General features: G+C 39.9%; 14 protein-coding genes. 6 read left to right on the plus strand and 8 right to left on the minus strand.

Annotated features, from left to right (window positions below; all coding sequences use genetic code 11):
• Positions 1 to 829: 829 nt before the first annotated feature.
• Complete coding sequence (locus tag C5470_RS19085) at positions 830 to 2,683, plus strand: polyurethane esterase (protein ID WP_166291259.1); 1,854 nt, start codon at positions 830 to 832, stop codon at positions 2,681 to 2,683.
• Between the two features lie 74 nt (positions 2,684 to 2,757).
• Here the strand turns inward: C5470_RS19085 and C5470_RS19090 are convergent, their stop codons facing one another.
• Entirely contained in the window at positions 2,758 to 3,732 is a 975-nt protein-coding gene (locus C5470_RS19090) for a helix-turn-helix domain-containing protein (RefSeq protein ID WP_166291261.1), read from the minus strand.
• A gap of 317 nt (positions 3,733 to 4,049) precedes the next feature.
• Here C5470_RS19090 and C5470_RS19095 point away from each other — a divergent pair, with 317 nt between their 5' ends.
• The 3 genes from C5470_RS19095 to C5470_RS19105 all read left to right on the plus strand — a co-directional run bounded on the left by C5470_RS19095 (position 4,050) and on the right by C5470_RS19105 (position 7,548).
• A complete protein-coding gene (locus C5470_RS19095) occupies positions 4,050 to 6,056 on the plus strand; it encodes a TonB-dependent receptor (RefSeq protein WP_166291263.1) in 2,007 nt (668 codons plus the stop codon).
• A 169-nt stretch (positions 6,057 to 6,225) separates the two neighbouring features.
• On the plus strand, positions 6,226 to 6,924 hold the full coding sequence (locus tag C5470_RS19100) for a helix-turn-helix transcriptional regulator (protein ID WP_166291265.1): 699 nt from the start codon (positions 6,226 to 6,228) through the stop codon (positions 6,922 to 6,924).
• Positions 6,925 to 7,233: 309 nt separating this feature from the next.
• Positions 7,234 to 7,548, plus strand: a complete 315-nt coding sequence (locus C5470_RS19105) for a hypothetical protein (RefSeq protein ID WP_166291267.1) — start codon at positions 7,234 to 7,236, stop codon at positions 7,546 to 7,548.
• A 124-nt stretch (positions 7,549 to 7,672) separates the two neighbouring features.
• Here C5470_RS19105 and C5470_RS19110 read toward each other — a convergent pair whose 3' ends face one another.
• The 5 genes from C5470_RS19110 to C5470_RS19130 form a co-directional block, all read right to left on the minus strand.
• Positions 7,673 to 8,113, minus strand: coding sequence for an OsmC family protein (locus C5470_RS19110; protein WP_166291268.1), 441 nt, complete (start codon positions 8,111 to 8,113; stop codon positions 7,673 to 7,675).
• A 120-nt stretch (positions 8,114 to 8,233) separates the two neighbouring features.
• The gene (locus C5470_RS19115) at positions 8,234 to 8,668 is read right to left on the minus strand and encodes a DUF29 domain-containing protein (protein WP_166291270.1); all 435 of its coding nucleotides are present in this window, start codon (positions 8,666 to 8,668) and stop codon (positions 8,234 to 8,236) included.
• Positions 8,669 to 8,770: 102 nt separating this feature from the next.
• The gene (gene tyrP / locus C5470_RS19120; RefSeq protein WP_166291272.1) at positions 8,771 to 9,979 is read right to left on the minus strand and encodes a tyrosine transporter TyrP; all 1,209 of its coding nucleotides are present in this window, start codon (positions 9,977 to 9,979) and stop codon (positions 8,771 to 8,773) included.
• A gap of 44 nt (positions 9,980 to 10,023) precedes the next feature.
• Complete coding sequence (locus C5470_RS19125) at positions 10,024 to 11,943, minus strand: pyridoxal phosphate-dependent decarboxylase family protein (RefSeq protein WP_166291274.1); 1,920 nt, start codon at positions 11,941 to 11,943, stop codon at positions 10,024 to 10,026.
• Between the two features lie 457 nt (positions 11,944 to 12,400).
• Positions 12,401 to 13,417 (minus strand): NAD(P)H-quinone oxidoreductase, encoded by a 1,017-nt coding sequence (locus C5470_RS19130; protein WP_166291276.1) that lies wholly within the window; start codon positions 13,415 to 13,417, stop codon positions 12,401 to 12,403.
• 211 nt (positions 13,418 to 13,628) lie between these two features.
• Between C5470_RS19130 and C5470_RS19135 the strand changes: the two genes are divergently transcribed.
• Complete coding sequence (locus tag C5470_RS19135; protein WP_242688139.1) at positions 13,629 to 14,432, plus strand: hypothetical protein; 804 nt, start codon at positions 13,629 to 13,631, stop codon at positions 14,430 to 14,432.
• Between the two features lie 12 nt (positions 14,433 to 14,444).
• Here C5470_RS19135 and C5470_RS19140 read toward each other — a convergent pair whose 3' ends face one another.
• Both C5470_RS19140 and C5470_RS19145 read right to left on the minus strand, forming a co-directional pair.
• A complete protein-coding gene (locus C5470_RS19140; protein WP_166291278.1) occupies positions 14,445 to 15,215 on the minus strand; it encodes a glucose 1-dehydrogenase in 771 nt (256 codons plus the stop codon).
• 310 nt (positions 15,216 to 15,525) lie between these two features.
• Positions 15,526 to 17,937 (minus strand): DMSO/selenate family reductase complex A subunit, encoded by a 2,412-nt coding sequence (locus C5470_RS19145; protein ID WP_166291280.1) that lies wholly within the window; start codon positions 17,935 to 17,937, stop codon positions 15,526 to 15,528.
• A 636-nt stretch (positions 17,938 to 18,573) separates the two neighbouring features.
• Here C5470_RS19145 and C5470_RS19150 point away from each other — a divergent pair.
• Positions 18,574 to 20,181 carry an ABC transporter substrate-binding protein gene (locus C5470_RS19150; protein ID WP_166291282.1) on the plus strand — a complete coding sequence of 536 codons (1,608 nt, stop codon included), beginning with the start codon at positions 18,574 to 18,576 and terminating at the stop codon, positions 20,179 to 20,181.
• Positions 20,182 to 20,228: the final 47 nt, after the last annotated feature.

Raw genomic sequence — 20,228 nt, forward strand, 5'->3', positions numbered from 1 at the left:
TGGTAAACCGATTAAATAATCGCCCCCGGAAAACACGGGGTGGGAAAACACCGAATGAATTATTTAAGGGAATACGAACATGTTTACTTCCAGATTAACGATGTTGCACTTATTATGTGAATCTACCGATCTTAAATTTAATAACAATACCCATTTCAGTTGATTTTTATTTAAATAATTTAATTAACTAATTGATATATAATGAAATTATACATAATTAACTTATTAAACACTAAAAAACCAATTGTTTTTTCACAAATAAATTTCATTTAAAATAAATACATAATAATCATGTTGTAATGTTTTTATAAAAATTTAGATAAAAGATCGATAAAAAAATACTAAAATTAATTATATAAATATATTTTTTAAGAAATTATTTATTAAATTAATAACACTAATGCTATCCAATTCAACGGATTTATTTTATATTCCTAATAATCATTTCTTTACTTAAACAAATTGAGTGAGTCAGCGATAGATTTTTTTCACCAGAATTCACATATCCACACTTTTGTTATATGTATTGAATGGAATTAATAGATCTCTATTTATAATGGCGTGGACTATTCACTATCTATCTTTTAGTCACTGATGATAAAAATGTCAGAACGTTTATTCTCACTCATTTGTGCAACCATTAGCATATTAACAGTGATTTCGCAATTCATATATTGCGAAAATGTTAAATTTTCATGATGGCTCACTAATTTATAAATTAACAGATGGTTACTCTTTAAAATCTCCGAATAGATCTATACTTATCTAGTTCGTTAATATTTTTAGAACACTCTTTTAACCTTATTTTAACCTTACAAGGATATGCATCATGGGTGTTTTTCAGTATAAAGATTTTGATGACACAACTTCTAAAGAGTTATTTTCTGACGCTAAGACTATCTCCGGGTATGCTTACCATAATCTGGGCAGCGGATTTGCCGAAGGGTATTACAACTATGGTTATGGTTTGGGAATACCATTAACGCTGGTGACTGCACTTATTGGTAGTACGACCTCACAGGGCGTCTCGACTAAATTGCCCTGGAACCCAGATGCGGAAAAACAGGCACGGGATAAACTAAACGAAGTGGGATGGTTTACTATCAGCGCTGATGAGTTGGGCTATAAGGGTAAAATGGATGCCCGAGGGACTTTTTATGGCGAAAAATCAAGTCATTCCACTGCCCAGGCAGAGGTGATGGGGAAATATGACGCTGATGGTAACCTGACTTCAATCGGTATTGCATTTCGTGGCACCAGCGGCCCTCGGGAATCAATACTCACCGATACGTTCGGCGACATTATTAATAATGTGTTGGTAGGTTTAGGGAAAGCAGAATATTCAAATAACTATACGCCAAACGCTTTCGGCCGACTGTTAGATCATGTAGCCAACTACGCCAAAGCTCACGGTCTGACTGGGAGCGATGTCCTGGTCAGCGGCCATAGTTTGGGGGGGTTAGCGGCAAATAGCATGGCGGAGTCCAGCGAGACAAAATGGGGTGGGTTTTACTCCCAGTCGAATTATATAACCTTCGCCTCGCCATCGCAGTATGAGAAAGGTAACAAGGTGCTGAACGTGGGATATGAGAATGACCCGGTATTTCGTGTACTGACTGGCACCAGTACTACTGCGGCGTCAGTGGGCGTGCACGATGCTCCAAAGGATTCAACGACAAATAATATTGTTAACTTTAACGATCACTACGCATCAACCGCGTGGAATCTGCTTCCCTTCTCTATTGCCAACCTGTCAACCTGGGTTTCGCATGTCACACCTTTCTATCAGAGTGGTATGCAACGGGTTATGGATTCAACGTTCTACGATCTGACCCACAAAGACTCCACGATTGTTGTCAGCAATCTTTCCAACGTCACTCGTGGCAATACCTGGGTGGAAGATTTAAACCGGAACGCAGAGAAACATACTGGCAGTACTTTCATTATCGGTACCAACAGCAATGATCTGATTAAAGGTGGCAAAGGAAACGATTATCTGGACGGTCTCGACGGTAATGATATATTCCGCGATGACGGTGGATTTAACATTATTGCCGGTGGGAAAGGCCACAATACCATTGACTTGCAGAAGTCGTTAAAAGGTGCAGAAATAGCCTATGACAAGGCGGGTACATTGTATCTGCGCGATGCACACGGTGATATCACTATCGCCACAGATATCTCCACGATAAGAAGCAAGGAAAGTACCTGGCTGTTTCTAACCAAAGAAGTAAATTCGCAGGTCAGAGCCGACGGTTTGTATTCCAACCAAGGGGTGAAGCAGTATGCCAATTCGGTAACTGGTAATGATGGGAATGATACCCTCACTTCCAAAACCTCCGGCTCCTGGTTGTTCGGTCTGGATGGTGACGATACTCTGATTGGCTTCGGCAACAACAATGTCTTTGTCGGCGGTGAGGGTAACGATGTACTGAAAAGTCAGGGTAACAACAATACTTTCTTGTTCAGCGGCGATTTTGGACAAGATATTGTTTACGGCTACAATAAAACCGACAAACTGGTATTTCTGGGCACAGAAGGCAGCAGTGACGAAAAAAATAGTTATCTGGATCACGCTAAGATGGTGGACAATAATGTGGTGTTTACCTTTGGACAAAACTCAGTCACTTTGGTTGGAGTAAGTATGGATAGCCTGTTCGCAGACAATATAATATTGGCATAACACAAAAATCGTGCGATATCCCTATCCATAATGTGGCCATGAAGAATGGCCACCTTTTGGCAAAACAGGCGTTTTTACTTAATTTCCGCTGCCATATGTTCGGTAAATGGTGTATGAACCACCGCATATTTCACCTGCCATGCTTTAGGGTTGATCAAGTAATGTTGCCGGAAGCGTTTAGAAAAATGACTTGGGCTGGCGTAACCCACGGCGGTAGAAACATCAGTGACACTCATCCCTTTTTTTAATAAACCTTCTGCGGTCGTCATACGGACATTTTCCAGATATTGATGAAAAGTACAAAAAACAACAGCACGAAATCCCTCTTTTAATTTCCGTTCATTTAAACCAACCGCTTTTGATAGCGATTTTATCGTCCAGGGATAATGATAATCACTGTTAATTATTTTTATTGCATTGTAAACGGCGCGGCGCTGCAAGCTGTTGATCACATCATATTGACAATCATAAATTTGAGCCGCTACACAAGCGAGTATCTCTAATGCTTTCGCCTTTAAATAAATCTTCCTTATACTACCCTTTAATTGACACTCTTCTATTTGATGGACTATCTGCATAAATGGTGGGTAGATAGGGCATGCCATCATCAATACATCACTGTAACTGCCGTTTTTCTCAAAACCAGCAGCCAATTGAGTGAAAGACGGTAACTCCTGAGCTGCAATTTCGCTCAATGAAAAACGAATATCGAGAATATGCCATTCTCCACAACCAAAGAAATTCATGCCACGCGTTATCTTAGGAGAATAGAAAAACAGCATCGTTCCTGAATTTATATCTAAAACATCGCCATTTTCAATCGCCATCTTGCCTTTCCCGCTTAGAACAAAAGCGATTGATACGGTCGGTGGTCCCTCACAGTATTCTATAATATCTTGCTTAATCTCAAAATGAATTCGGTTTATATGAATTCCGTCAGATAATTCTTCTGTTTGAAACGGTGAATTTGCTTCATTTTCCTCCTCATGTGAATTCATACAATGACCAGCAGTGAAAATTTTCAATTTTCTGCTATAAATCGTATCCATGAGCTTGAGCTCCCCTGTCAAATTAGTGCCAAGTGCCTCAAAAATACTATTATATTTTTATTTATAATTTAATACCACGCTCTGTAAGCATGGGTTTCCAACATCCATCTTTCCAACTCAAGAAGGTAAACACTTGAAAGCAGATTTCTAACTACACGTTAGCCATCATTAATGATAATAGTTACAATAGTACGTAATGCGCTATTTTTGTCCCTATCCCGCTAGCCTTGTCCTACGACTCCATATAGTCTCCTTTCAGATTTTTTCCACACTTAATTTTATAAAACACAGGTATAGAGAGCACAAAGAGTATCCATATGAAAAGAAAATATACTAAGGCGTCTGTCTTATGTTGTCTGATTTCACCTGTGGTATGGGCTGAAAATTCACCTGTAACGACAGAAGATGCTTTGGTTGTGACGGCCAATAAGCGCGAAGAAGCATTAAATAAAATTGACGGGAGCGTTCTGGTCAAAACTGGCGAGGAACTTGAACACACGGGGATCACCCAGGTACAAGATCTTGAGCGTGCTTTCCCTGGATTACAAATCCGTTCACACGGTAACCGAACCTATTCAGCAACAACCATTCGGGGCATCAGTTCACCAGATTTCTACTCACCTTCTATTCGTATTTATGTTGATGGTGTTCCTCAAGATCACCAGTTTTTAACACAAGAGTTGATCAACGTAGAACGTGTAGAATTATTACGCGGTCCTCAAGGCACTTTATACGGCGGAAATGCGCAAGCCGGTGTTATCAATATTATTACCCGCTCACCGAAAGCAGGTCCCTGGCTTAACCTCTCCGGTAATTACTCTAAGCTGAAACAAGGAGGCTCTTTCAGTGGTTCAATTCCACTTATTGAAGATCTCCTTTATGGAAGTACCTCCTTGCGCTGGGTGAAAGAACCCGGACAAATTGATGCATTAAATCATGGTGGTAAAAATATCGACTCCAGCAAAACCTGGCTCGGTAAAGGGCAACTGACATTTGCACCAGAAGATTCTCCTTTCAGCGCTGAGTTTAGCTTTGCCCATGAAGATCTTCATTCCCATGAAGAGATTTATTTAACTGACGAGCAATTTCGTCAGAAGAAATATGATGGCCCTATTCCTGATCTGACACGACAGGTTGACAGTTATGCGCTTAAGGCTGAATACAATTTCGGCAGCAGCACATTGACCAGTGTGACTTCTTATCAAGATCGCGACATTTACCGTGATTTCATCGGTGGTAAATGGAAAGAGAAACATCACGCCACAACCCAGGAACTGCGTTTAAACTCCGACTTTTCAAATGGAGTTACCAGCGTGCTCGGTGGTTGGTTTTCAGATGAAAGTAATAAACATCATACCAGCAGCTATCCCGGTTACTATGGTGATGCCTTTAACACAATAAAAGGAAGATCGCTGGCACTGTTTGGTGAAGTTAAATTACCGGTTGCTTCTCAATGGGATCTTACCCTTGGCGGTCGTTTATCACATGAAAAATCGCAGATAGACTATTCAGGCCGTGCTGGCATGATGGCGGTCGAAGCTTTTGATAACCAGGTCTCCAGCAATGAATTCACTCCTAAGGCAGCCTTGGGCTGGCAATTGACGCCAGATACCCGTTTCTATCTCTCTGCCACTAAAGGATACAAACCCGGTGGATTCAATAATATTGTCTCCTCCGCCAACGATAGAAAGTCCTACAATACTGAAACTTCAGATAATTATGAGTTTGGCTGGCATACATCGTTCTTTGATAACGTCATGACGTTAGATAGCGCTGTTTACTATATCCGTTCAAAAGACAAACAGATCTATGTTGGACCCGTCGCTATGCAATCTATTCGCAATGCTGGCAAAGCGGAAAGCAAAGGCATTGAGCTGAATAGTCAGATAAAACCAATGCAGGGGATTAAACTTTCTCTTGGTGGCAGTGTCAGTAAATCAAATTTCACTCACACGACCGATACAGAAACGGGTGTAAGTTATGACAACAAACGTCTGCCTTATGCACCAGATGTCATGCTAAATGCAGGTTTCGACTATCTGATTGATCAAACACTGTTACCGGGTAACCTCTATTTCAGTGCCGGTGCTCGTTACTATTCAAAAAGCTACTTTGATGCAGCAAATACCCTTGAACAAGGGGGGTATACCCTCTACGACGCTTCACTCAGTTTAGAAATGACACATGGCGTTAACATAAAACTTTACGGCGAAAATCTGGGTGACAAAAAATACCGAGTCTCCAGTTTCCAAGTAGGGCCAAATACACTCAATATGATAAGTAAGGGCTTGAATGTTGGGTTGGATGTGAGCGTTGCACTATGACGCAATAATAGGGCTGCTTTATCTGTTGATGCAACTCTGGGCGTTCAAATTCCTTTGGGCTCCGATTGTAGAACGCTATCGTAAATCCGGTTCGGGGGATATCAATCCCCCATCGTATTATGCCGGTCAGAACTAATGAAAGATAACGCCTTAAGGGGACTACCTATATATGAATCAACCGAGATGCAAAAATTTTCCTTTGATTACTCGTCAGCTAACAAATATGTGGGATAGAAGTTCTGAACTGTGGTTTGTAAAAGATACAGAGTTCCGTTTAATTTATGGAAATGAGGCATTTATTAAAGTTAATAAACTCCCTAAAAACCTTGATATTATCGGGTATTCTGAAAAAGAATTGCTGACGCCATTTAGTCATTTTGCCCACTTGTTTGAAGAACACGACAGTCAGGTCTTAAAGCATATGCAGAGAATATCAGCTATAGGGATTTACCCAAAGGGGAAAGGTAAACAATTTAGATCTTATTTTTATAACAAATTCCCATTAATGGATGAAAATAATCAATGTATTGGTGTGGTTTCTCATGCCAGAGAAATAGAATATTTTGCAATGGCTCATTATATTAAACATCATATATTTTCCCCTGTTAAATTTAAGCCACCAAACGATATATTGAAAGAGAAAGAATGGGTGGTTATTTTCCTGTTTTGTTGTGGTCTCAGTAATAAAGATATATCGGTCAAAATGGGTATTTCATGCCGTACTGTGGAAAAATATTTCGAAGATATCTATGAGAAACTTTCTGTTGGATCAGTTATGGAGTTAAGATTATTTTGTAAAGAAAATGGCTATGATCTTTATGTTCCACCAAAATATTATAAATCTATGGGATATTTTTTATTAGATTAATATTACGGCCTGCTAAGTTTTAGGAATTACAAATAAGAATCTTGATTTTTCTATTACTGCACAGCGTAGTATGTATCCATGCTATTTATCTGTATTGGCATAATTAGCGCCCCTGCTCTATAATAACCCCCTCTATTCTAAAAAAGAGTGGGTTATTAGTTAATTTCAATAAAGTCAACAAAAAAGCATTCTTATATTATTTGTTAAAACAAATATCTTTTATATTGGCAGTAAATTGGTGCAAAGATTATTCGCATACTCTACACTTCAAAACACCAAATTTTCTTTATTATTAACCAGGAGTTGAGTATGAAAAAATTGATATCTATGCTATTTATTTTTATTGGTATGATTAGTGCCCCCGCATTCTCAGCGGAAACGAACAGTGGCGTTGTCAAAGTTGCAGAAATGAAAGCTGATTGGGACAATCCTGCACATTATCTTTATACCTTCAGCGGAAATTTAGTCGGTAATTGTGGAAGACCAGGTTATATTTGGTCAGGATCAAGCTCTGAAAACGTTAATAAACTATTAAGCCAAGCTTATGCACAGGGTTTAAATATTAAAGTTGGCATAGAGAATGTAAGTTGTAATATAACTACGGTTTACATTATTAAACAATAGTAATTAATTGTCACATTATTGCCAACAGGATAAAGAGTTAAAAAATCCTCCACTTTATAGTAGAGGATTTTTAAATTAACTTAAACAATCTTTTCTTTGTGTAATTATTTAAACACGACGCCTATTATTCGCAATATATTTCAGTGGCGAAACTTGGCGTATTTTCAATAGTGTCATGAACCGGGCAAGTTTTATTAATAAAATCAACAAAGGCGTGAATTTCTTCCTCACTATTATCGGCTTTTATATAAAATTTTGTTACTATTTTAGAAAAACCTAATTTCGCTTGTTTATTTCTACCAGTGAAACCATCAGTATCAAGCTCGCCTTCCAGATCAATGTGAATATCAATTAAATTAATTTTATGCAGTTTAGCAAAAGCTTTTGCTACGATACATTTGCAGGCTCCCAGGGAACAGAGCAGAGCCTCAACAGGATTCATCCCCTGGTCAGTGCCACCTAAATTACGCGGTTCATCTAAATAAAAGGAGAAATCTCTTGATGTACATTCAACTTTCAATCCAGCTACAGATTTCGCTGTGGCAGTAAATAGTTCTTTCGCCATGATCCAACTCCTTATAATCAACATTCTTTTTTCGTAAGGTCAAATACTGATCGCTATCATAACTTTTAATTTTTCTTTTTTGTTTTTAAAATGCTTATCTTGCTTTCAGCGTCACAAATCTTAATCAGGGTAAAACTCAGAAGACAGGATTTGGGAAATACTCCAAATACATACATCAGGAAACACATCCAACCCCGTTTCATTCATTGCTGATGCGACGGCTTTCGACCAAACAACATCAATCCAATCTGAATCGCTTAATTTCGTCTTTAAACTGGGTGATTCTTTTAAGCCATAAAGAATTTCTTTTCTTTGCGCTTTAATTGTTCTTTCCCAATTTGTTCCTCTATAACTTGGCTGATATTTCCATTTCAGTAAATGAGCAATTAATACTCCCATGCGGCTAGCCAATTCACGCTGCTCACTCTTACCCACGTCTTCGATCTCCTCAGCAATGTTGACTATGTCAATCTCAGAAAATTTACCGGCACGCAATAATGCCGCCTGCTCATTTGCCCAGGCGACTACATCAGTTTCGTAACGTGTATGATTCATAACTGCCCCCACTAATAAGCCTGCCATACAAATAATTCATATGGCAGTCTGTCAGAGAATACATTCTGGGTCAAAAAAGAACTTATCTTCAAAACAGCATGTTCATCCCACTTTCGGCAGCACCCCACTCACAAGCGCGATCTGAATTGCTATCACAGCAACACCACAGAAAAATACCAGCGCCAATACTGGTTTACCACCTAATACCCGATACCGGCGTTCATTATGCTGGCGGGATCTAAATGCCAGCAGGCTGGGTAATACCAGCGCCAAAATGGATAAAGCAACAGCGGCATATCCCAAAGCCATCACAAAACCTTTTGGATAAAACAGAGCGAAAACCAATGGGGGAACGAAAGTCAGCAACCCAGTCTGCATACGCCCTGTTATATTACTTTTACGCTTAAACAGATCACCCAGAAAATCAAACAGACCAAGTGCAACACCAAGAAATGAGGTGGCGAGCGCTAAATTGGCAAACATTTGTACTGAAAGCTCCGTTTTCGGTGAAGCAACAACTTCACGAATACTGTGTAATAAGCCATTCAGCCCTGAGTTTTCAGCTAAAATACCAACAAACGTGACGGAGTTGATACTGCCCAACGTTGCCAATTGCCAGAAAATATAAGCAAGCAGCGGAATTGCGCTACCGATAATAAACACCCAGCGTAATTTACGTATATCTCCATCCATATATTTTACAATGCTGGGAATACTGCCGTGAAAACCAAACGAGGTGAAAATCACAGGAATTGAGGATAAGACTAATGCTTGTTCTAATGGCATAGTCAATAAGTTGGCATGCTGAACATGCGGCATCATCAGCCCTAACATCAATATTAGGAAAATAATTTTTGCGCTGAAAAGTACCCGGTTAACCATATCTACTGAACTGGTGCCAATGCAAACAACCCCACCGCCAATCACAGTAAACAACGCAACACCGATTGAAGCTGGCAAGGATAAATCAAACCATTTATTGATATTGGTTGTCAGTAATTCCCCTGCACCACTGATATATGCAGATGTCAGCGCATACATCAGAAACATCATGCTGAAACCGGCTAATATTTTACCGCTACTACCAAGATAACGTTGTGCCAGCGTTCCCAACCCCGTATCAGGAGACTCATACTGATACACTTCAACCATCAATAATGCGGTATAACTCATCAAAATCCACAACCCAACCAGCATGATAAAACTTATACCAAATCCTACACCGGCGGTTGCCAATGGCATGGCCAGCATTCCAGCACCGATCGTAGTCCCTGCGATGATAAAGGTACTTCCAAGAGTACGGTTTTTCATATTTTTTCCCTTCAAATAAACAGCAAATGTTTAATAATAGAAAATCAGGCGTCTTTCTTTTTTTCTTGTTCATCAACTATCTGAGTCAGTTTTTTAATAAAAATCTTCTGGAGCCGTTCCCAATACTCGTCAAAATCATCAGTATTACGCAAACAATGGGTCATGACTGCGGCACGTAACAGATACAGGCAGTGAACTTTCTCCCATTCTTCACGGCTGAAACCACAGCTTTCAACATAATGCCAGGGAGTATCACCATATTCTCCATAACCAAGAGAGGTGGAAGAGGTCAGAAAATCATTAGTGTAAGTACGACCAGAGGCATACGAACAAAGCTCATACATACGTTTATTAAGCCGGTTGTGATGTGCCAGGTTATCATTGCCTTGCTCTTTAAAAGTAAAATTGACCATATGGAAATCAGGATACGGCATGGCATGAATCTCAAAACAGCGTTTACCAACAACAAGGGGCTCTGCCATCAAAAGTTTCTTAATCATCCAATTGGCTGCCACAATGCCCGAAGCAATCACTTTTCCATAGCCGCTGATATTCAGTGGAACCAATCGGTGTGCAGCCCAAATTGCGGCTGCGCTAGCCCCGGCTTTTGAACCTTCCATAATAGAAGCACCGAGCACCACATGCCGGTTAACAGATTGTTCCGATTGCGCCTTAACGTCTTCAAACACATAAGCAGCACGGTAGGAAATCAGGTCAACAATACGTTTATCTTTCATACATACCGCACCGGCTGCATATTGAATAAATCCAACTTTATGCGGGTCTACAGTAATCGAATCAGCCTGACACATTGCCCTAAGACTTTGATAAAGTTCAGGCTTAGGCCAAATAATATCCTCAGGAATAATGTCTAATTCACGATAACGGCAGATAAGCTCATCATATTCCATAAACTCACCCTGCTCGTTAAGAAACATTGCGCTGGCATACCCCGCATAAGCAGCATCAATATGCAAATAAAATGAGACGCTATAACGCTCTTCGCACTCTTTGCGTAACGCAATAACTTCATCAACCCGATCAATGGCACCGACCTCAGTGGTTCCAACGACGCTCACCATAGCCAAAATCGGTTCGCCCTGCTCTATCAGGCTGAATGTGATTTCACGCATTTTTTCAACATCAGTACGATAGTTTTCATCTACCGGCAGTGAAACAATGTGTTCTTGACCTATCCCCAGAACATCCATCGCTTTCATCCATGAATAATGCTTCGACTGCGGAACTAGAACTTTGCCAAGCATTCCTTGCTTTATCCCGATACCACGGCAAGAAAGTTCACGAACTTCTTCGAAAATACCACGCCGTTTTAATTCATCAGTCAGATCTAGAATATCTGATGACGACATATTCAACAGTTGTTGTTCTGATTTATTTTCGACCAGATCACAAGATTGCGGGTGTTTTGCAATGGCGAATGGCATAGTTTTTAAATTACGCGCAACCCATAACCCTTCATAGTTGGCAACGGTTCCACCGGAGGTGATGTGCCCCCAGGCCCGGCGGGTGTCATAGCCAAACATCCGGCACAAATCCAGCCCTGCTTCAATTTCCAGCTCAGTTGTTGTCGGGGATGACTCATGAGCACAATTGTTTGGGTTGTACATCATCGCCATGACATAGGCGAGATTAGAAACCATTAAAGTATCAGCATTGATATGCCCCATATAGCGGGGAGAAAACCAAGGAACAGAAGTGTTTTTCAATTTTGCAGATAGCTGGTTCAGAATCCCCTCCGTTCTATAAAGGGTTTCTCTGTAATCAGGTTCATAACGATCTACTGAAGTTACTAAGGCGGGATCTTCCGGATGAAAATCAGAACGCCAGTGCATATGCTCACTTACGGCATATTCCATCATTTCTCTAAAAAAAACCGCATTTTCTGATTTAGGGCCTAAAAACAACGCATCAATGTTTAAGTGCGAAGTAAACTGCTTAGTCATAATCACATACCCTTTTCAAACTGACAAAAACGACTGCCAGCAACAGAGAGATTTAGATTTTCTTTATTTGTTAATGAAACCGCTATCATTCTCTGATAAGCAGACAGAAACTTTTATGCCACCTGACTTACCAAAAGCTGGTCATACCTTAGCAATCCAAACATTAAAAAAAACCTATCAGGTGAAATTGATTAGTCATTAACATATCTATAACCAATCATTTGTTAATAGATATAGTCCATATTTGTTAAAATATTAATAATAATGTTAAATATAAATTCTGATTTTGTGCGCGAGGACAAATAACGGATAAAAACCAATCAGAAAACAGAGGGAAATAATAGCTTATTAGATATTAAGCTTATTAATCATAAGGATTTTTTCTAACATGAAGCTGTTAATAGACAAAATGCAGGGCTACCCGTTGAAAATAGCCCTGATTTAAGAAGAATTACTGTCAAGACGATACATTTACCAGCATCACTTTGCCGATAACATCACCGGCTTCCATCATACGGTGTGCATCAGCGGCATCTTTCAAATCAAATACTTTACAAATTAATGGGCTGACTTTTCCTGATTTCAGCAGTGGCCAGACATATTCTTCCAATTCCCTGGCTATCTCTGCTTTTTCCTCCACACTGCGTGAACGTAATGTAGAACCCGTATGAATCAGACGCTTTTGCATTAAAGACATCAGGTTAAGGTTTTCAGGATTCCCTTTCATCATACCAATCTGAATAATTCGCCCGAACTTAGCAGCAACTTTATAGTTTTTATTGACATAATCACCACCGATTAAATCAACAACCATATCAACGCCGTGATTACCCGTTATTTTTAATACCCGATCAACAAAATCTTCTTTTCGATAATTAATAACAAAGTCAGCGCCTAAGCTGTGTGCAACTTTAGCCTTCTCATCCGAGCCGACGGTGGTAATCACTTTGGCACCGAAGGCTTTTGCTAACATAATAGTGACACTCCCTATTCCGGAAGTCCCACCATGAATCAGCAAACTTTCTCCCTGTTTCAACTTGCCAGTCTGGAAAACATTAGCCCAGACCGTAAAAAAGTTTTCCGGCAACGCCGCCGCCTGGACAAAATCCAACCCATATATGGGTAAAGCAATGGAATCATGTACCAGACAATATTCAGCATAACCACCGCCGGCAACAAGAGCACAAACTTTATCGCCAATATTCCAGCGTTCACAACCTTCACTTTTGGCAACAACTTCGCCTGCAATCTCTAACCCAGGTAATGGAGAGGCATCAGGTGGTGGTGGATAAGAACCTATTCGCTGAAATATATCAGGCCGGTTAACACCCGCCGCAGCCACTTTAACGAGCAAGTAGCCTTTTTCTAATCGTGGTAATGGCGTCTGAACCAGATGCAATTTTTCCGGGCCGCCAGGCTTAACAATGCTGATCGCTAACATATATTGGGGTAATGAATTGATTTGGCTGTGCATACATACCTCTTATTTCTTCTGACGATCCTTTTTATGGATTTCGTTTAATATGATAAGTGGGATTTGAAGTGCCGTAGAACAAAAAACCCATTAAACCATGACCATAACAGAAAACTGTTACATGACAAATATGTGAACAACTCAGAATAAGTCATTACCAACATCATTGTCGGTTATCTGTTCGTTTTTTCTCACGAGTATTAGTACATCATTGATATCAAAAAGAGGTATTGAGGTTCATATAAAAGAAATCGGCGACAAAACTTCCACATTTTACAACTTCATGTATGCTGGATTCTTAAAATTGAAAAATACCATTGAGGTACAAATGGAGACAACAGCCGAAGAATCCAATAACCGGGTAATAAAACCGACAAATGGGTTTAACCAATCTGAACTTATCAAAACACGTGTCATCAACCTTGCCGGTCATTTTATTGATGTGCTTAGAAGAAAAGATCCGGATAGTATTCCTCTATTATTGACTCTTCCTGATGATGAGTTTTGGGCGGAAATCAAAGGACGGGTCAATTATATTAAAATAGTGGAAACGGTCACTCCGGAAAAGAAAAAACATGAAGAGTTTATCGAAAGCAGGAACGCTTTTCTTGCTTGTCTTGGGGAATTCGGCGGCGTTTACAAGTCCAGCAAGGTGGCTGACATATTAGGCATAACCCGTCCGACAGTAAATAAATATGGTGAGAATCATAAACTCATTGTACTCAACTGGGGAATTGAAAACTTGTACCCTGTTTTCCAGTTTTCGGTAAACAAAAAAACCAGTAATAAAGGGTATTTAAAAGGCGTTCCGGAAATATTGGCTAATATAGGGAAAATAAGTGACGTCAGGAAATGCCATTTTTTCATCCGTAAAATCAATACATTTGAGCTTGATATCAGTATAGACGGATCTACAACAGTATTGGATATTCTCAGAAATGGCGCGTCCAATGATGAAATTGCTCAATTAGTGAGACTGGCGCAGATCTTCAGCTCTTCTGACACAAAAGCCTGAGACAATAAACGATCACAGCACCACTGTTTGCCCACCATCGACAAGTAGCGACACACCCGTTACGAACGACGCAAGATCCGATCCTAACCACACCACTGCATTTCCTACCTCTTCCGGCTCACCCAAGCGCCGGAGTGGCATCCGTTTACACAATGCATCAAACATTTTGGCGGCTTTAGGCGAAGAGAGCGAAAGCGCTGTATTGATCAACCCTGGACATACCGCATTGATGCGAATGCCCGCTGGCCCAAAGGCATCGGCCAACGCAGCTACCATCATATTTACGCCCGCTTTGCTGGTGGAATAAGCCGTCGTGAGTTGATTCGCCCTAATGGAGCCCATACTTGATGTTGCCACGATACTTCCACGTTTGCCCAGTTTCATCATTTGCTCCGCCGCAGCTTGTGCACCGAATAGAACACCATCAAGATTGACGTTAAGCAGCTTGTGAAAATCGTCCGGACTAATTTGTGGGCCATCAGTGGATAACGCAATTCCCGCGTTGCAAGCCATCAGGTCAACACCACCGAACGGCGTAGAAACATCGACCAACGCGTCCATATCACTGCGCGAGGTGACATCACACCGATGAAATATCACTTCCACATTCATCGAACGAAGACGCTGGACCACCGGTGTTCCTCCTTCACGAGGTTGGTCCGTAATGTCACCAATGATCACAACCGCTGCACCATGACGGGCAGCAGCCAAAGCAATTCCCGCTCCGATGCCACTTGCCCCACCAGTGACAATCACAACTTTACCTTCTAGCATACGATTCATGATATACCTCATTACGTTGTATCACGAAAATTAATGACGAACTTTGTAAACATAGTTCAAGATATCAATCACTGTCTTGTAATCTACAAACTACCCCTTTTGAGATTATTCCGGCAACGATTGCAAGAAGTATTTTCAGTGAAATAATTTTAGTTTTATAATTTATGTCTCACTTTTCTCACATAATCACCAGGTTCAATATGGGTGATGATTTGTTGTAAACAACATATTTTCCACCATGAAACATCACTTCAATTTCAATTATATCCCCTGGGGTAAATAGATTTAAGTGGAAGAATATTCTATAAATTCACTCATGCTTTTTTACTTCAACCAATAATGTTAGATGAGAGTTTCCGTGCGCAAGTGCTGTTTTACGGGATGATGTCAGCACATTGACACAACCCCCCCAATCAACACCATTTTTATCCGGTTGCCACCATGCACCAGTTGGCATTGCCACCACACCGGGAATAATACGTTGGGTAATCTCAGCAGTAATCATAGAAACACCACGATCATTAAATACGCGGACCAAATCCCCCGGTTCAATATTGCGTTTCTGCGCATCCAGAGGGTGAATCCACAACTTCTGAGTTTGAACCTCCTGTGACAAAGGGTTTGAATATTGGGTTGAATTGGAGCGGTTTTTCCCTTTCCAAGTAATTAATTGCAATGGATATTTCTCAGTTAATTTATCCTCCGGCCCTTCAAATGCAGGTACATAATGTGACAGTGCCGGGATTTCAGGATTTTGCATATCGTACAAGCGCTTAGAAAATATCTCTATTTTTCCTGAGGGTGTCGGGAATGGATGATTTTTCGGGTCACGAATATTGTCTTCAAAAGCCACGTAGGGCGGTATTTTGAAAAGATGTTTATGCGTACTTTGTAATTCTTCAAAAGTTGGCAAATTTGCTTCCGGCATCATCTGACGATTAGATTCCATAATATGGGCTATCCATTCTTTTTCGTCACGACCTTCACTGAACTCACGTTCAACGCCCAATTTTGCTGCAACTTCGCGTATCCATTCATAATCAGAACGCCGTTCGAATTCAGGTTCAATCAGCTTTGATGACAAAATGAAATAACTGCCGGTACCCCAGGGATAAGCAATATTCCAGCGTTCCATAAAACTGGTTTCCGGTAATAAGATATCTGCATATCGGGCACTGGGTGCAAGGTAAAGATCACTGGAGACAATGAACTCAATTTTAGATTCATCTGCCAATATTTTGACTGCCTGGTTGATATCTGGGTTTTGATTTGCAAGATAATTACCCGCAAGTGAGAATAACACACGGATATTGGTGTTTAATTTATCAGCATTAACCAAACCCTCTTCCGGGGTAACTTTACTGGCATCATCGGCGGCTTGAACCCAATTCATAACGGAGATTTTTTCTTTTACCGGGTTCTTACCCAGATCGAGCCCGTACAGATATTTATTCCCCGCGACACCCCCGAAACCTGCTGCCCACCCGCCTTTTTTACCCACATTACCGGTTATTGTGGCTAAAATTGTTGAACCACGTGCGACACGTTCACCACAGATATGACGTTGTGGCCCCCATCCCTGCATCAGGGCTGCGGGTTTAGTGCTAGCGTATTCACGGGCAAGCTGACGAATTGTATTTGCCGGCACTTTAGTGATTTTTTCAGCCCATTCGGGTGTTTTTACCATGCCATCTTTCGCGCCCGTTAAATAAGCAACCAAAGATTCATTGGCAGGAATACCCTCCGGCATATTGTTTTCATCAAAACCAATCGTATAACGATCAATAAACTCTTTATCGTGCAGATTTTCACTGACAATTACATACATCATTGCATCCATCATCGCGTTATCGGTTGTTGGAAGCAAAGGAATCCATTGATCAGCCAGCGAGGAAGCAGAATCGGAATAACGGGGATCGACAACAATAAATTTGGTGCCATTTTTCTTCATTTTTTGGAAATAGTGATTGGTGTGACCAAAAATAGTTTCAGCTGGATTATGGCCCCAAAGAATCACCAATGGCGTATCTTCCAAAGTATCCAGTGTACTGCCTGAAGTTGCCACACCATAGGTATAAGGTGTCGCTGCCGCTGTATTACCCATGCTCACGGAATGGTAAAATTGTAAATGCCCACCGGTAATATTCAGTAAACGACGCAACATCTTATCGCCGGATGATACACCACCGATAACTGCGGTATTAACGCTGACATAGCGGCAAGCCGGGCCATATTTTTCAGTAATGTGTTTCAGCTTATCTGCAATAATGGTTGTCGCTTCATCCCAGGAGATTCGCTCAAATTTCCCCTCTCCCCGCTTGCCAACCCGTTTCATCGGATATTTTAAGCGGTCAGGGTTATAAACAAATTTGCGATAGCCTTTGCCACGAACGCAAGCCCGCATAATAGGCATAGCTTCATCAAGTTCATGATCCGGTCTGGTGGTTATCCGGGTAACTACCCCGTCTTTAACATGGGCACGGATATCACATCTTCCCCCGCAGTCAAACGTACTACAGGTTGGCACGACTTTTGTCTCTCCGGTATCAACAACGCTGACTGGCAAAGATTCCTGGTTTTTTTTCTCCTCTGTGGCCGTTGTGTGGGCAGAAACAAAAGGGATAGAGATAAGTGCTGCACTGGCCTGAACAAAACGACGACGGCTGACCACTAACTCATCACCCTGTTCATTGATTTCATAATTTATATTTTTATTTTTCATAATTAGCCTCCATATTGCATTTCATGAGTATGATGCATGTTATGCAGGAAAAACGGGGCGAATTTTGATGGCGTTCAAGTATAAATGTAGTTTAGCTCACACTTTCTTGGAAAATTTTACTAAATAGGGTTAACTCGTTAATGCTGGAACGAAACTGGTGTTTTTTTCTAATTTACTTACGGCTAGTAGAGTTATCCCATGCGTTCAGTAAATTGTGTGCTTCGTATTTTCTATTGGTATGTTATATTCCTTTAATAAAAATCATTTACTAATTCCCAGGCTATATTAAATCAAAGTGAAAGGATATTTTTAGAATCTATATTCTAAGTATCAGGAAGCATTGCTAGATAGAGAAAGGGAAATTATTAATTAAATTTCACAATATTGATGATATTCTGATAAGTATTTTATACAAATACTCAATTGCAGTTATCTCTCTCACTTCAAACTTATGGTGAGAACAAATAGGATATTCAATAAAATAAGCCTGCCAACGACTGAATGACTACCAGAGGATTCTATAACAATAAATATATCTTCGTATCTGGACAGAATTATTTTCAGAAGAATCAATGCCAAACGTTGATCAATCAGCGACATCAATTTAAAAAATGAGATATTATTGGAGAGAGAATAATGAAGAAAGTAATAAAGAATATATTTTTATTCACTGGTTTTATAGTTGGGAATTTAACATTATCTCACGCAGCAATCATTCCAGAAAATACAATGTTGGCAGTTAAGCAAGATATCGTTCGTAATAACGGCTCAGAACCTGTCTCTCTTGATGTCCATAAAGTTGAAAATGATGTTGAATTTAATATTATCCATGACTTTTTTAGTGGATTAGTCAGCACAGGCAGTGATGGAAAAGTCAATCCTGATTTAGCAACTCGTTGGGAAACCAAAGATAATAAAGTGTGGTTATTTTATCTAAGAGAAGGAATAAAGTGGTCTGATGGTTCACCCATTACTGCGCATGATGTTGTTTTTAGTTGGCGACGTTTAGTTGATCCTCAAATTGCGTCTCAGTATGGCAGTTATCTTGAAAACATGCATATAATCAATGCTAAAGATATTGTTTCCGGCAAGAAGAAAACCGATGAATTAGGTGTCAAAGCATTGGACAATTTGACGGTGGAAGTGACATTAGAACAGCCCGTATCCTATTTTTTACAGATGTTGGCTTATCCTGTTATGGTGCCTGTCAGCCAAAAGGCGGTTGAAAAATATGGTGATAAATGGACTCACTCAGATGTATTTGTTAGTAGTGGACCATTTAAATTGTCTGAATGGGTAGTTAATGAAAAAGTCGTTGGCGTCAGGAATTCACAATATTGGGACAATGCACATACTGTTATTAATAAAGTGACTTATCTTCCGATAGCATCAGAAACAGCAGATGTGAATCGTTATCTGGCCGGAGAAATAGATATAACTAAGAATATTCCCTCGATTTTATTTCAATCTTTAAAAACTAAATTAGGCGATCAGGTTCACATTACACCCGCATTAGGAGTTTATTATTACGATTTTAATAACAAAAAAGCACCTTTTAATGATGTCAGGGTAAGACAAGCATTAAATTTGGCTTTAGATAAAGAGATAATAGCAAATAAAGTCTTAGGGCAAGGCCAAGAACCTGCCTATAATCATACCCCACCCAATACTGGAGGAATGAATTTAGAGCAACCTAATTATGCATTATGGACGCAGCAGGAAAGAATTGAGAAAGCCAGACAGTTATTAAATGAAGCCGGTTATGATAGAGGTAACCCATTGAAATTTAAACTTCTTTATAATACATCAGAGGAGCATAAAAGAATTGCGATTGCCGCGACTTCAATGTGGAAAAAAAATCTGGGTGTAAATATTATTTTGCAGAATCAAGAACGAAAAGCAATGTTGGATGTCATTCATCAAGGTAATTTTGAGATGGTGAGATATGCACGGATTGCTGATTATAATAATCCTGCATCGTTTTTAAATAACTTTGTGACGAATAGTTCTAATAATACTTTCTTATATAGCAATGAAACTTATGATGATTTGATAAATAAAGCCAAAGCAACAAATGATCGAAAATATTTTCAGCAAGCAGAAAATATTCTGGCAGAAGATGTACCAGCAATTCCCGTTTATTATTATATTGGTGCCAGATTAGTAAAACCTTATATTGGTGGATATTACCTGAGCCCGCTTGGTTTTATATCATCGAAAGATCTCTATGTTATTAAGCATTAGCAGAATATTACAGAAAGGACATTAATATTGTTGAATTATGTGCCTGG

It is taken from the genome of Photorhabdus stackebrandtii (assembly GCF_011189495.1).
Lineage (GTDB): Bacteria > Pseudomonadota > Gammaproteobacteria > Enterobacterales > Enterobacteriaceae > Photorhabdus > Photorhabdus khanii.

What these genes read in the sequence shown, in the direction of transcription:
- C5470_RS19085 (WP_166291259.1), top strand. Translation starts at nt 830, where the DNA reads ATGGGTGTTTTTCAGTATAAAGATTTTGATGACACAACTTCTAAAGAG.
- C5470_RS19090 (WP_166291261.1), bottom strand. Translation starts at nt 3,732, where the DNA reads ATGGATACGATTTATAGCAGAAAATTGAAAATTTTCACTGCTGGTCAT.
- C5470_RS19095 (WP_166291263.1), top strand. Translation starts at nt 4,050, where the DNA reads ATGAAAAGAAAATATACTAAGGCGTCTGTCTTATGTTGTCTGATTTCA.
- C5470_RS19100 (WP_166291265.1), top strand. Translation starts at nt 6,226, where the DNA reads ATGAATCAACCGAGATGCAAAAATTTTCCTTTGATTACTCGTCAGCTA.
- C5470_RS19105 (WP_166291267.1), top strand. Translation starts at nt 7,234, where the DNA reads ATGAAAAAATTGATATCTATGCTATTTATTTTTATTGGTATGATTAGT.
- C5470_RS19110 (WP_166291268.1), bottom strand. Translation starts at nt 8,113, where the DNA reads ATGGCGAAAGAACTATTTACTGCCACAGCGAAATCTGTAGCTGGATTG.
- C5470_RS19115 (WP_166291270.1), bottom strand. Translation starts at nt 8,668, where the DNA reads ATGAATCATACACGTTACGAAACTGATGTAGTCGCCTGGGCAAATGAG.
- tyrP (WP_166291272.1), bottom strand. Translation starts at nt 9,979, where the DNA reads ATGAAAAACCGTACTCTTGGAAGTACCTTTATCATCGCAGGGACTACG.
- C5470_RS19125 (WP_166291274.1), bottom strand. Translation starts at nt 11,943, where the DNA reads ATGACTAAGCAGTTTACTTCGCACTTAAACATTGATGCGTTGTTTTTA.
- C5470_RS19130 (WP_166291276.1), bottom strand. Translation starts at nt 13,417, where the DNA reads ATGCACAGCCAAATCAATTCATTACCCCAATATATGTTAGCGATCAGC.
- C5470_RS19140 (WP_166291278.1), bottom strand. Translation starts at nt 15,215, where the DNA reads ATGAATCGTATGCTAGAAGGTAAAGTTGTGATTGTCACTGGTGGGGCA.
- C5470_RS19145 (WP_166291280.1), bottom strand. Translation starts at nt 17,937, where the DNA reads ATGAAAAATAAAAATATAAATTATGAAATCAATGAACAGGGTGATGAG.
- C5470_RS19150 (WP_166291282.1), top strand. Translation starts at nt 18,574, where the DNA reads ATGAAGAAAGTAATAAAGAATATATTTTTATTCACTGGTTTTATAGTT.